Consider the following 14391-nt stretch of genomic DNA (forward strand, 5'->3'; position numbering starts at 1 on the left):
CGAGCGGATGGGCCGTAAGCATGGTGCGGAGCCTGCCCGCTGTCGGCCGCGTGGGCGCTGTCGGCCGGGTGCACGGTGCGGAGCCTGCCGATGTGGACTCACTGCGTTGACGGTCTGGGCGTGGGGGGTGTAGCCCGCGCGTGTGAGCCCTACGTGTGGTGTTGGCCGCGGACGCCTTACCCGGCGCTGTGAGCGCGCGAGACGGTCCGCACGTTGCCACAAGGCACAAGAACGCGGGGGAACGGCTGGCGCCGGGCCTGCTCATGCGCATGAAACCGGGCCAGGCGCCACTGCGCCCGCCGACCGAGTGGGCGGCGGGCACACGACCAGAAGTCGAGCCGACCGGCTCAGGCCGTGGAAACCTCCACCGTCGCCGGAGTGATCAGAAAGACCTTGTCCGCGATCCGCTCGATACGTCCCTCGCAGCCGTAGGCCAAGCCCGCGGCGAAGTCCACCATTCGTGTGGCCTCCGCCGTCGACATGCCCGCCACGTCCATGACCACCGTGTGGCCCTCGCGGAAGTGCCGGCCGATCGTCAGGGCGTCGTCATACTTCCTCGGGCGGACCATAACGATACGGGCCGGATCGGCGTTGGGCTGCCAACGCTTGGCGGCACGCTCGGCCGCCGGCATCCAGTCGTCCTCGTACTCGTCCTCGGCGTAGGTCTCGTCGTCGTACTGCTCTGCCCCACCCAGGCCAAGGTAGCTCGCCACCTTGCGCACAGCCCCCATCGGTTCGTCCTTTTCCGGCTTGTCCTTTTCCGGGCTCGTCCCGACACACGGGACCGTATCCGACGATTCAGCGAACCCCCGCCGACACGCCCGGCCGTTTAAGTGTTGTTGGCTGGAGAATGTGGAGGCCGGGTAAGCGTGTCTTCATCGTCAATTTGTCAGCCCTTCCAGGGTAACTCGCGAACCCGTCTACCCCATGGAACCCTTCGCAAACATTTTTCACAGTCACCTCTAACGACGGCACACCTTCAGTAGATCACAACGGATGCCGCCGATGTCGGGTTCCCGAAATACGATCTTGCTGGTCGGAGCAGGTACGCAACCGACGGGAGCCGCGATTCGCGGCGGCAGCGATGAAGATCGAATTACGCACCGAGACCCTCCGAATTCGCATATCGAAAACATTTTCGACGGTAGCGCGCCGAGTTGATCATCGTTCTCCAGGCGGCGGGCCGCGAACCACACCGGCCGCAATTTCGGGAACAGCCAGCGAGAACTCTTTCTTCTCAGCACCTTCCGCGGAAACGATATCGAGCACAATTTCGACCGGCCATCGGTTTTTGCAGCCGTACGGACCCGCGTCCTACTCACCCTCCGCGTAGGGAGGGCAGATGCACTGGAGAAGCGGCCGAGGCCGGTGGAAACCCAGGAGCCAGGCCGTCCCTCCGAGCTCACGGCCGCTGAGAGACACCGGCCGCACCGCGGACTGGTGAACGAGGCCGGCTCTCCAGCGGTGGACAACCCAGGACGCCGTACGGCCCAGTGCGGCCACAGCGGGCGCTGAAATGCTCGGGGTTCTTGGGAAGCTCGGAGCTTGTGGAGCTGCGCTCGCTGCGGCGGCCGGAGCGCATGAGTGCCTTCGCGCCCCTGTGCCTGGAGCCGCCGCGCTCGCCGAAGCCGGTGCGGTCGCTGAAGCCGGTGCGGTCGCTGAAGCCGGTGCGGTCGCTGAAGCCCGTGCGCTCGCTGAAGCCCGTGCGCTCGCTGAAGCCCGTGCGCTCGCTGAAGTCGCCCCGATCGCAGGCGGTCCGCATCGACCGCAGTCGCGGTCTCAGCCCGGCAGCGGCGTACCCACAGCCGTGGTCTCTCCAGAAGCACCTGCCGATTCTCTCGCGCGAGCACTGGGCCGGTCGATGGCCCCCACCCCTGAATTTCGGGCTCTCCGGCGGCGCGGACCCGGATCTTGATCGAGACTGGGACGTGGCGTGTGAAGCGCGGAAGGCTTTCGCGATGAGGCGGGCCTTGTGGTCGAGTGGACCGAGGCATTGGGTCGGCGCCAGCCACGTCGAGGCCAGTTGGGCCGGGGTCAAGCGTGTCGAGATCGGCGTTCGAGCCGCTTGGATCGAGGCCTTGGACGGTCGGGTTGGCGTGCTGAATGGGTGGGTTGGGGCCTAGAAGGTGCGGTTGGGACGTCACTGCGCCGGCCGGAAGCTCCGGTCCTCGCGAAGCCCGCTCCGCTGGGCGTTCGCTGCGGTCCTCACTCCCGCCCGCTCCGCTCCTCCCACATCCCCGCTCGCGCCCCGGCCGGCCAACACACCCTGGACATGCGAAAGCCCCGGCCACACCCCGGCCGGGGCCACCACACACCACACACCCGCCCCCACACACGCAGGAACAAGCAGCGGGAACCAACACCCAGCAACCCGCCGGGGAACACACCCCAGGAACAAACCCCGGAAACAAACCCGCGAAAAAGAAAGGTGCCCGGAAATGCGGAAAGGCCACCCCACAAGGGATGGCCCAACCACATATCAAAGATTGTCCGGCGGCGTCCTACTCTCCCACACCGTCCCCGGTGCAGTACCATCGGCGCTGACAGGCTTAACTTCCGGGTTCGGAATGTAACCGGGTGTTTCCCTGCCGCTATGACCGCCGTAACCCCACGAAACACACAACCACCGGCTGCTGTCTCTGAGATCACATAGTGAACGCGAACATCTATGGTCAAGTCCTCGGCCTATTAGTACCGGTCAGCTCCACACATTACTGCGCTTCCACTTCCGGCCTATCAACCCCATCATCTCTAGGGGGCCTTACCCACACACGGTGGTGGGAGACCTCATCTTGAGGCGAGCTTCCCGCTTAGATGCTTTCAGCGGTTATCCCTACCGAACGTAGCCAACCAGCCGTGCTCCTGGCGGAACAACTGGCACACCAGAGGTTCGTCCGTCCCGGTCCTCTCGTACTAGGGACAGCCCCTCGCAAGTCTCCTGCGCGCGCAGCGGATAGGGACCGAACTGTCTCGCGACGTTCTAAACCCAGCTCGCGTACCGCTTTAATGGGCGAACAGCCCAACCCTTGGGACCTACTCCAGCCCCAGGATGCGACGAGCCGACATCGAGGTGCCAAACCATCCCGTCGATATGGACTCTTGGGGAAGATCAGCCTGTTATCCCCGGGGTACCTTTTAGCCGTTGAGCGACACCGCTTCCACACGCCGATGCCGGATCACTAGTCCCAGCTTTCGCTCCTGCTCGACCCGTCAGTCTCACAGTCAAGCTCCCTTGTGCACTTACACTCGACACCTGATTGCCAACCAGGCTGAGGGAACCTTTGGGCGCCTCCGTTACCCTTTAGGAGGCAACCGCCCCAGTTAAACTACCCACCAGACACTGTCCCCCACCCGGATCCACGGGCGCGGGTTAGACGTCCAAAACGACCAGAGTGGTATTTCACCAATGACTCCACGATGACTAGCGTCACCGCTTCCCAGTCTCCCACCTATCCTACACAAGACGCTCCAAACGCCAATGTCAAGCTGTAGTGAAGGTCCCGGGGTCTTTCCGTCCTGCTGCGCGAAACGAGCATCTTTACTCGTACTGCAATTTCACCGGGCCTGTGGTTGAGACAGCGGGGAAGTCGTTACGCCATTCGTGCAGGTCGGAACTTACCCGACAAGGAATTTCGCTACCTTAGGATGGTTATAGTTACCACCGCCGTTTACCGGCGCTTAAGTTCTCACCTTCGCACCCCGAAAGGCGCTAAGCGGTCCCCTTAACGTTCCGGCACCGGGCAGGCGTCAGTCCGTATACATCGTCTTACGACTTCGCACGGACCTGTGTTTTTAGTAAACAGTCGCTTCCCCCTGGCCACTGCGACCCCCACCAGCTTCGAACGCAAAGTCCTACACCAGCAGAGGTCCCCCTTCTCCCGAAGTTACGGGGGCAATTTGCCGAGTTCCTTAACCACAGTTCACCCGACCGCCTTGGTATTCTCTACCTGACCACCTGAGTCGGTTTAGGGTACGGGCCGCCGCGACACTCACTAGAGGCTTTTCTCGGCAGCATAGGATCACCCACTTCGCCACAATCGGCTCGGCATCACACCTCAGGCTAATGAGAGACGGATTTGCCTATCTCTCGCCCTACATGCTTACCCCGGGACAACCACCGCCCGGGCTGGGCTACCTTCCTGCGTCACCCCATCGCTTACCTACTACCAGATCAGGCCAGGCGTTCACCCTGACGCCGACTCCGAAGAGCCAACCGGGCTAAGGACCCTTAGTATCACTGGATTCGATATGGGCGCATCACAGCGGGTACGGGAATATCAACCCGTTATCCATCGACTACGCCTGTCGGCCTCGCCTTAGGTCCCGACTTACCCTGGGCGGACGAACCTGCCCCAGGAACCCTTGGTCATCCGGCGCAGAAGATTCTCACTTCTGACTCGCTACTCATGCCTGCATTCTCACTCGCACGACCTCCACCACACGATCACTCGGCAGCTTCACCGGCTCGCACGACGCTCCCCTACCCACCACCAGCACAAGTGCCAGCGGTGCCACGACTTCGGCGGTGTACTTGAGCCCCGCTACATTGTCGGCGCAGAATCACTTGACCAGTGAGCTATTACGCACTCTTTCAAGGATGGCTGCTTCTAAGCCAACCTCCTGGTTGTCACTGCGACTCCACATCCTTTCCCACTTAGCACACGCTTAGGGGCCTTAGTCGGTGATCTGGGCTGTTTCCCTCTCGACCACGGAGCTTATCCCCCGCAGTCTCACTGCCACGCTCAACTTACCGGCATTCGAAGTTTGGCTGACGTCAGTAACCTTGTCGGGCCCATCAGCCATCCAGAGCCCTACCTCCGGCAAGCACACGCAACGCTGCACCTAAATGCATTTCGGGGAGAACCAGCTATCACGGAGTTTGATTGGCCTTTCACCCCTACACACAGGTCATCCCCCAGGTTTTCAACCCTGGTGGGTTCGGTCCTCCACGCAGTCTTACCCACGCTTCAACCTGCCCATGCGTAGATCACCCCGCTTCGGGTCTACAGCATGCGACTCAAACGCCCTATTCAGACTCGCTTTCGCTACGGCTCCCCCACACGGGTTAACCTCGCCACACACCATAACTCGCAGGCTCATTCTTCAAAAGGCACGCAGTCACATCACAAACAAGCAAGCTTGTTTACGCTCCTACGGCTTGTAGGCACACGGTTTCAGGTACTATTTCACAACCCCTCACCGGGGCGCTTTTCACCTTTCCCTCACGGTACTCGTCCACTATCGGTCACCAGGAAGTATTTAGGCTTACCAGGTGGTCCTGGCAGATTCACACAGGATTCCTCGAGCCCCGTGCTACTCGGGAACACCCCCAGCAGTCGGCAAGATTTCGCCTACCCGGCTATCACGGTCTACGGCCGCCCTTCCCAGAGCGTTCGACTACCCCACCGATTTCTCACTGCCTGAAGAGACGGCGGTCTCCTCCGGAAGGTCCCACAACCCCGCACACGCAACGCCCGCCGGCTATCACACGCGCACGGTTTAGCCTCCTCCGCTTTCGCTCACCACTACTCACGGAATCACTATTGTTTTCTTCTCCTACGGGTACTGAGATGTTTCACTTCCCCGCGTTACCACCAACCGCCCTATACATTCAGACGGCGGCAACACCACATGACTGGTGCTAGGTTTCCCCATTCGGACATCCCCGGATCAACGTCTGGTTGGCGACTCCCCGAGGCTTAACGCAGCCTCCCACGTCCTTCATCGGCTCCTGATGCCAAGGCATCCACCGTGTGCCCTAACTAACTTGGCCACAAAGATGCTCGCGTCCACTATGCAATTCACAAACAACAACCAGACAACCAGCCCACCCCACCACCAAACACCCGAACCCCCACCGCAAGCCCACCCACAACAGGCGAACCCACAAGCAAGGACCCCGGCCGGTATGGCAGGAGACCAGCCCTGAAGAAAACCAACCCCACCACGACCACCACAACCAGCAGCGGCCAAGCGAACGGGCCCGTTTCCTCAGGACCCAACAGTGTGCCCAACCAGTCACAACCCCCAAAGCCCACGCTCCCACTCCGTGATCACTCACGGCGGTACTAGCAGACCCGGCAACCACGACCGGCTGAATAACCAGTGCTCCACTAATGAGCACGCCACGCACCAGACACTCGCTGATGACCGTGACGATGGACCAGACCCGAGACCACCACACCAGCGTGTGGCAGCACCAACCAGGCCGGCCGAGTGCTCCTTAGAAAGGAGGTGATCCAGCCGCACCTTCCGGTACGGCTACCTTGTTACGACTTCGTCCCAATCGCCAGCCCCACCTTCGACCGCTCCCCCCACAAGTGGTTGGGCCACGGGCTTCGGGTGTTGCCGACTTTCGTGACGTGACGGGCGGTGTGTACAAGGCCCGGGAACGTATTCACCGCAGCGTTGCTGATCTGCGATTACTAGCGACTCCGACTTCATGGGGTCGAGTTGCAGACCCCAATCCGAACTGAGACCGGCTTTTAGGGATTCGCTCCACCTCACGGTATCGCAACCCTCTGTACCGACCATTGTAGCATGTTTGCAGCCCAAGACATAAGGGGCATGATGACTTGACGTCATCCCCACCTTCCTCCGAGTTGACCCCGGCAGTCTCCCATGAGTCCCCACCACCCCAAAGGGCGTGCTGGCAACATGGAACAAGGGTTGCGCTCGTTGCGGGACTTAACCCAACATCTCACGACACGAGCTGACGACAGCCATGCACCACCTGTACACCAGTCCAAAGGAGGGCTCTGTCTCCAGAGCTTTCCGGTGTATGTCAAACCTTGGTAAGGTTCTTCGCGTTGCGTCGAATTAAGCAACATGCTCCGCCGCTTGTGCGGGCCCCCGTCAATTCCTTTGAGTTTTAGCCTTGCGGCCGTACTCCCCAGGCGGGGCGCTTAATGCGTTAGCTACGGCACAGGAATCGTGGAAGACCCCCACACCTAGCGCCCAACGTTTACAGCGTGGACTACCAGGGTATCTAATCCTGTTCGCTCCCCACGCTTTCGCTCCTCAGCGTCAGAACTGGCCCAGCAAGCCGCCTTCGCCACCGGTGTTCCTCCTGATATCTGCGCATTTCACCGCTACACCAGGAATTCCGCTTGCCCCTACCAGCCTCTAGCCTGCCCGTATCCACCGCAGACCCGTAGTTAAGCCACGGGCTTTCACGGCAGACGCAACAAGCCACCTACGAGCTCTTTACGCCCAATAATTCCGGACAACGCTCGCGCCCTACGTATTACCGCGGCTGCTGGCACGTAGTTAGCCGGCGCTTCTTCTACAGGTACACGTCAACTTCGTCCCTGCTGAAAGAGGTTTACAACCCGAAGGCCGTCATCCCCCACGCGGCGTCGCTGCGTCAGGCTTCCGCCCATTGCGCAATATTCCCCACTGCTGCCTCCCGTAGGAGTCTGGGCCGTGTCTCAGTCCCAGTGTGGCCGGTCGCCCTCTCAGGCCGGCTACCCGTCGTCGCCTTGGTAGGCCATCACCCCACCAACAAGCTGATAGGCCGCGAGCCCATCCCCAACCGAAAAAACTTTCCACACCCACACCATGCGGAGGAGTGTCGTATCCGGTATTAGACCCGGTTTCCCAGGCTTATCCCAGAGTCAGGGGCAGGTTACTCACGTGTTACTCACCCGTTCGCCGCTCGAGTACCCCGAAGGGCCTTTCCGCTCGACTTGCATGTGTTAAGCACGCCGCCAGCGTTCGTCCTGAGCCAGGATCAAACTCTCCAAACAATGCTTGAAAAGAGATCACTCTGGCCGGCACCCCCGGCTAAGGAAAGGTGCCGTCAAAGGAATCCGCCACCGATGAAAACCACCGGTAGACGGGGTCATGCATGATTCATGCACTGGCTTTTAGCACACTGTTGAGTTCTCAAGAAACGGACGCGACCACCATCACCCGAAACCCTGAAAGGTCCCACGCTCCGGGGCGTTTCACCGTTTGTTTTTCTTTTGTCTTGCTGGTCTTAATTCTTCCCGACCGGCTCTTTCGTGTCAAATCCGCCCCACCGGGACTTCATTTGACCCGAAACCCGCCGACCGACAGGAATTCCGACCCCCCGTTTCCGGGGCAACCCCTCTAACTTACCCGAACTCCCAGCCCGGCGCAAAACCACCAGATCCGAAAGATCAAAAAAGCAGAGGAGAGCGCCGGCGACAACCCGCGCACACGCAAGACAACCACCGAAGTGATCGAAGAGGAGTGCGCCGAACCGCGCCGACACCACAAGATTACCAGGATCCGGCACCGCCATGACCCAACTCGAAGCGACCGCCTGGGACCCCCGATGTATTCCGGCCCTCCGACTCCCGGCGGGACCGCGACGCGCCGGCCGCTGTGTTCCCCCAGCGCGGGTTATCCACAGGCCCGCAGCGAGAAGGCGTGGCGGGACCACGCCGAACATAGACTTTGGCGGGTGAGCGACAAGCCGCCTGTAGCGAAGAAGGTCCCCCTCGAGCGCACGCATCACGGTGACACCGTGGTCGACGAGTATGCGTGGCTGCTCAAGAAGGACGACCCCGACACCATCGCGTACCTGGAGGCGGAGAACGCCTACGCCCAGGAGATGACCGGCCACCTGCAGGACCTCCAGGAGACCATCTTCAAGGAGATCAAGGGCAGGACGCTGGAGACCGACCTGTCGGTCCCCACCCGCAAGGGCGCCTGGCGGTACTACTCCCGGACCGAAGAGGGCAAGCAGTACGGCATCCAGTGCCGGGTGGCCGCCGACGGGGACAGCCCGCCCAAGCTGGAGCCGGGCACATCGCTCCCCGGCGAACAGGTGATCCTGGACGGCAACGAGCTCGCGGGCGACAGCCCCTTCTTCTCCATGGGCACGAGCGCGGTCAGCCCCGACGGCACGAAGCTCGCCTACTCGACCGACTTCTCCGGAGACGAGCGCTTCACTCTCCGGTTCAAGGACCTGGAGACGGGCGACGTGCTCCCGGACGAGATTCCGGGTGTCTTCTACGGCGGCGCCTGGTCGGCCGACGGCTCCACGTTCTTCTACACCACCGTTGACGAGGCATGGCGTCCGTACCGGATCCACCGGCACAGACTCGGCTCGACGGACGACGTCGTCGTCTACCAGGAGGACGACGAGCGCTTCTGGGTGAGCATCGGCCTGACCCGCAGCCAGCGCTACCTGGTGCTGGCCTCCGGCAGCAAGATCACCAGCGAGGTCCGGGTGCTCGACGCGGCCACCCCGGAAGGCGAGTTCGCGGTGGTCCGGCCCCGGCAGACCGGCGTGGAGTACGCGCTTGAGCACGCGGGCGACCGCTTCCTCGTGCTGCACAACGACGGCGGCGCCGTGAACTTCGAGCTCGCCACCGCTCCCCTCGACGACCCGGGGAGCTGGACTCCGCTGATCGAGCACAGGGACGACACGCGGCTGCTCGACGTCGACGCGTTCAAGGACTTCGTCAGCGTCCACTTCCGCCGTGACGGCCTCACCGGGGTCCGGATCCTGCCAGGCGACGGCGGCGAGCCGTACGAGATCTCCTTCCCTGAGCCGCTGTACGACGTCGCGCCGACCGGCAACGCGGAGTTCGAGACGAGCCGGCTGCGCCTCAGCTACACGTCCATGGTCACCCCGCCGTCGGTGTACGACTACGACCTGCGCTCGCGCGAGCTGATCCTGCTGAAGCAGCGGGTGGTGCTCGGCGGCTACGACCCCTCCGACTACGAGCAGTTCCGCGAGTGGGCCACCGCTCCGGACGGCACCAGGGTGCCGATCTCGATCGTGGTCCGGAAGGACACGAGCCGGCCCGCCCCCACCCTGCTCTACGGCTACGGCAGCTACGAGTCGTCCATCGATCCCTACTTCTCGGTGGCCCGGCTCTCGCTGCTCGACCGCGGGTTCGTGTTCGCGATCGCCCACGTGCGCGGCGGCGGCGAGATGGGCCGCCGGTGGTACGAGGACGGCAAGCTCACCAGGAAGAAGAACACCTTCACGGACTTCGTCGCGTGCGCGCGGCACCTGAAGGCCGAGGGATGGTCCGACAAGATCATCGCAAGAGGCGGCTCGGCCGGTGGCCTGCTCGTGGGCGCGGTCGCCAACCTGGCGCCCGAGGAGTTCGCGGGGATCGTCGCGGAGGTCCCGTTCGTGGACGCGCTGAACACGATCCTCGACCCGTCGCTGCCGCTCACGGTGACCGAGTGGGACGAGTGGGGCGATCCGCTGCATGACCCCGAGGTCTACGCCTACATGAAGACCTATTCGCCCTACGAGAACGTCGACGGCCGGACCTACCCGCCGATCCTGGCGACCACCAGCCTCAACGACACACGGGTGCTCTATCACGAGCCGGCGAAGTGGATCGCCCGGCTCCGCGCCACCGCGCAGGGCGGCCCGTTCCTGTTGAAGACCGAGATGGGCGCCGGCCACGGCGGCCGCAGCGGCCGTTATGACGCCTGGCGTGAGGAGGCGTTCGCGCTCTCCTGGATCCTCGACCGAGTTGGAGTGACCGAGTGAGCTATGTGGCTGCCGAGGGCCGCTATGGACCCATGCCGTACAACCGGACCGGGCGGAGCGGGCTGAGGCTGCCCGCGGTGTCGCTCGGGTTGTGGCACAACTTCGGCGACGACAAGCCGATCGAGACCCAGCGGGCCATCCTCCGCCGGGCCTTCGACCGCGGGGTCACCCACTTCGACCTCGCCAACAACTATGGCCCGCCGTACGGCTCCGCGGAGATCAACTTCGGGCACCTCTACCAGCAGGACTTCGCCCGATACCGCGACGAGCTGGTGATCTCCACCAAGGCGGGCTACGACATGTGGCCCGGCCCGTACGGCAACTGGGGGTCGCGCAAGTATCTGCTCGCGAGCCTTGACCAGTCGCTGAAGCGGATGGGCCTCGACTACGTCGACATCTTCTACAGCCACCGCTTCGATCCGGAGACGCCGCTGGAGGAGACCATGGGGGCGCTGGCCCACGCGGTCCGCTCGGGCAGGGCGCTCTACGCGGGCATCTCGTCCTACTCCCCGGAGCGCACCCGGCAGGCCGCGGCGATCCTCCGAGACATGGGCACGCCGCTGCTCATCCACCAGCCGTCCTACTCCATGCTCAACCGGTGGATCGAGCGCGGGCTGCTCGACGTGCTGGAGGACGAGGGCGTCGGCTGCATCGCGTTCTCCCCGCTGGCGCAGGGCATGCTGACCGGCCGCTACCTGAACGGCATCCCGAAGGACTCGCGGGCGGCCCAGGGCAAGTCGCTCGATCCGTCCCTGCTGACGGAGGAGAGTCTGCGCCATGTCCGGCGGCTCAACGAGATCGCCGGGCAGCGCGGGCAGTCGCTGGCGCAGATGGCCCTGGCCTGGGCGCTCCGCGACCCGCGGGTGACGTCGGTGCTGATCGGCGCGTCCAGCGTCGAGCAACTCGACGACAGCCTCGACGCGATCAACCGGCTCGACTTCACACAGGACGAGCTGGACGCGATCGACAAGGACGCGGTCGATTGCGGGATCAATCTCTGGGCCGCTTCCAGCGCGGAATGAGCCTCCGTCCACAAGCCGGAGGGCGCGGCAGAGGCTGCGCGTTGGCGAAGGAGTAGAAGCGCCACACGCGCGCCGCCGGCGCGCGCCTCCGCTTGTGAGCCCCGGCTTGCGACCCGGTTCGCGACCTCCGCCTGCGAGACCCCGCTTGTGGACCGGGTTCGCGAGCCCCCGCTTGTGAGCCCCCGCTTGCGACCCGGTTCGCGACCTCCGCCTGCGAGACCCCGCTTGTGGACCGGGTTCGCGACCTCCGCCTGCGAGACCCCACTTGTGATCCCCCGCTTGCGACCCGGTTCGCGACCCCCGGTTCGTGAACCCCGGCCTGCGAGCCCCCCGTTTGTGGCCGGGTTCGTGATGAGCCCCGGTTCGCGAGCCGCGGATTGTGAGCGCTTGGTGAGCCACGGCTCGCCGGCTCGCCATCCGCCCGGCATGGGATGCCGGGCGGCAGGACGGTTCAGAGTGCGTTCTGACGCTGCAGGTAGGCGAAGGAGGCCCAGCCGGGGAGGACGGGGAGCCAGAACGTCATCAGCCGGAACAGCAGCACGGCCGAGGTGGCGACCGTGTAGGGCAGGCCCGCGACCGTGAGGCCGAGCGACAGCGACGCCTCCACCGCCCCCAGGCCACCGGGGGTGGGCGCGGCCGAGCCGATGGCGTTGCCCGCCAGGAACACCACGGCGACGGCCGTGAAGCTGGCCGAGCCGCCGAAGGCCTGTACGCACGCCTCCAGGCAGATCACGAAGCTGAGGGTGAGCAGCATGGTCCCGCCCACCGCCTCGAAGACCTTCTTGGGCGACTGCACCACATCGAGCAGCCGGGGGATCACCCCCGAGAACATGGCGCGCACCCGCGAGGTGACCAGCCGCCGCAGCGGCCGTACGGCGAGGATGATCAGGAACAGCACGGCCACGCCGAGCAGCACCATCAGCAGTCCGCGCGACGGGGTGAGGGACGGCGCGGCCTGCGTGCCCGTGAGGTAGCCGAACAGCAGCAGCATCATGATGTGCATGGCCAGGCCGACGAGCTGCGACGCGCCGACGCTCGCGACGGCGGCGCCGGGCGGCAGGCCGCGTTTCTGCAGGTAGCGGGTGTTGATCGCCACGCCGCCGACCGCGGCGGGCGCGACCAGCTTCACGAACGACCCGGCGAGCTGGGCCAGGATGGTGCGGCCGAGCGGCAGCGGCTCGGGGACGAACCCGCGCAGCAGGATCGCCGCCGCGACGTAGCTCAGCGCGGCCGCGGCCAGCGCCGCCCCGCTCCACGCCCAGTTGGCGGTGGTCACGACGGAGACCAGGTTGACCTTGCTGAGCTGGGGAAGCAGCAGGTATGCCGCGATCACGCTGAGGATGATCGTCACAAGGGTCTGGGGGCGGAACCGTTCGAGCCGCACCTCCTCGACCTCGACCTGCGGCTTCAGCGCGGTGATCTGCTCCCGGATGGCGGGCAGGAGCCTCCGGTCGCGGCGGGCGGCCGTACGGGTGTCCCGGCTCAGCGCGACCCGCTGGAGCAGTGGCATCGCCCCGGCCAGCGTGTTCTCCCCCAGCACCTTCGCCGCCGACCTGACGGAGCGCTCGGCTCCCACGCGGGTGCCGAGGTAGGCGAGGAGCTGGGCGATGTCGAGCCGCAGTAGCAGGTCGCCGGCCGCGATCTCGCCGCTGCGCGCGTCCACGAGGTAGACGTTGCGCTCGGCGTCGACGTGGATGCTCTCGCCGGTGAGGTGGCGGTGGGCCAAGCGATGGGCGTGCAGCAGCCGGACCTGCTCCCACATCCGCTCCAGCAGCTCGTCGTCGAAGTCCTCGTCGCGCAGGTCGCTCACCGGACGGGTGTCCACGTGCTCGTAGGCGAGCAGCGCCGCCTCGGTGCCGACCTCGCTCGTGCCGAGCAGGCGCGGCAGCCGCACCCCGGCGGCCTGCGCGGCGTACGCCATGAGCGCCTCGCGCTCCAGCTCGGCGCGCAGCGAGCGGATGGCCCTGCGCCGGGTCTCGTTGTTGAGCAGGAAACGCCGCCACAGCCGGTAGACGACGCCCGCCACCTGCCGGTCGCGGTCGAGCACGGTCACGTCGATCCGCCGGTCGTCGACGAGGCCGACCAGGTAGCGGCGGCTGCCGGAGCTGTCGTCCTCCACCCGCCTGGCGCTGACCGGCATGAAGCCGAGCTTGCGCAGCGCGGCCAGCACGGCGCTGCCGGGCGGCCTGGTGTTCGCGCTGCCGATGCCGTAGAGCGTGCCGAACCCGACGGCGAGGCCGACGACGTACGTCATGATCACGCCGAGGGCGGTGACCTTTGTGGCGGTGAAGAGCGCGAACACGTCGAGGGCCAGCGCGACCCACATCAGCGCCCGCCAGTTCGGGCGCCGTCCCATCCGCACCGCCGTGGCGTACGCGATGGCGGGGGTGAGCACGGTGTTGAGCGGCTCGACGTCCCTGCCACCGGTGAGGAGCTGCTTGAGATCGGCCGGGCCGGAGTGGACCAGCGACTCGCCGAGCACGTAGGAGACCAGCAGGGCGAGGATCGCGGCGATCAGTCCCTGGGTGACGCGCATGCCGTCGCGGTGGAAGACCCGCTCGACGGCGAACGCGACCGGCACGATCAGCACGGAGACGCCGCCGAGCAGCCCGGCGGCGGCCGACAGCACGTCGGGGGCGCGGGTGGTGCCCGCCTGTACGTCGGTCTCAAGGCCGTTGAGCGTGCGTTGCAGCGCCAGCGCCATGAGGATGACGGCGGCGAGGGCCAGCAGCGTGAGGAGAAACCGGAGTGCGTCGGAAGGCCGGCGGATCCGCTGCGGCAGCAGAGGCTCGACGACGAGGACAGCTCCTTGGCCAGGAGTGTCCAGCGTTATGTCCTGCTCCTTGATGCCTCTCACCACCAGCGATTCTGTGCGATCTT

Annotated in this window: 5 protein-coding genes and 3 rRNA genes; 2 read left to right on the forward strand and 6 right to left on the reverse strand. The window is 64.9% G+C overall.

Annotated features, from left to right (window positions below; genetic code table 11):
- Positions 1-347: 347 nt before the first annotated feature.
- The 5 genes from OHB01_RS06665 to OHB01_RS06685 all read right to left on the reverse strand — a co-directional run bounded on the left by OHB01_RS06665 (position 348) and on the right by OHB01_RS06685 (position 7748).
- Positions 348-731 (reverse strand): cell division protein SepF, encoded by a 384-nt coding sequence (locus OHB01_RS06665; protein WP_142625402.1) that lies wholly within the window; start codon positions 729-731, stop codon positions 348-350.
- A 671-nt stretch (positions 732-1402) separates the two neighbouring features.
- Entirely contained in the window at positions 1403-1762 is a 360-nt protein-coding gene (locus tag OHB01_RS06670; protein ID WP_328855094.1) for a hypothetical protein, read from the reverse strand.
- 726 nt (positions 1763-2488) lie between these two features.
- Positions 2489-2605 (reverse strand): 5S ribosomal RNA (gene rrf, locus OHB01_RS06675).
- Between the two features lie 63 nt (positions 2606-2668).
- Positions 2669-5773: ribosomal RNA gene (locus tag OHB01_RS06680) — 23S ribosomal RNA — on the reverse strand.
- A gap of 454 nt (positions 5774-6227) precedes the next feature.
- Positions 6228-7748 (reverse strand): 16S ribosomal RNA (locus OHB01_RS06685).
- The 16S, 23S and 5S rRNA genes sit together here, the layout of an rRNA operon.
- A 683-nt stretch (positions 7749-8431) precedes the next feature.
- On the opposite strand from OHB01_RS06685, the gene OHB01_RS06690 reads away from it, so the two are divergent.
- Positions 8432-10489, forward strand: coding sequence for a S9 family peptidase (locus tag OHB01_RS06690; RefSeq protein ID WP_328855095.1), 2058 nt, complete (start codon positions 8432-8434; stop codon positions 10487-10489).
- Positions 10486-11511 (forward strand): L-glyceraldehyde 3-phosphate reductase, encoded by a 1026-nt coding sequence (gene mgrA / locus OHB01_RS06695; protein WP_147944111.1) that lies wholly within the window; start codon positions 10486-10488, stop codon positions 11509-11511. The genes OHB01_RS06690 and mgrA overlap by 4 nt, the downstream gene beginning before the upstream one ends.
- 451 nt (positions 11512-11962) lie before the next feature.
- On the opposite strand, the gene OHB01_RS06700 is transcribed toward mgrA, so the two are convergent.
- On the reverse strand, positions 11963-14368 hold the full coding sequence (locus tag OHB01_RS06700; RefSeq protein WP_328709043.1) for a lysylphosphatidylglycerol synthase transmembrane domain-containing protein: 2406 nt from the start codon (positions 14366-14368) through the stop codon (positions 11963-11965).
- Positions 14369-14391 lie beyond the last annotated feature (23 nt).

Origin of the sequence: Microbispora hainanensis (genome assembly GCF_036186745.1) — a bacterium.
Classification (GTDB): Bacteria; Actinomycetota; Actinomycetes; order Streptosporangiales; family Streptosporangiaceae; genus Microbispora.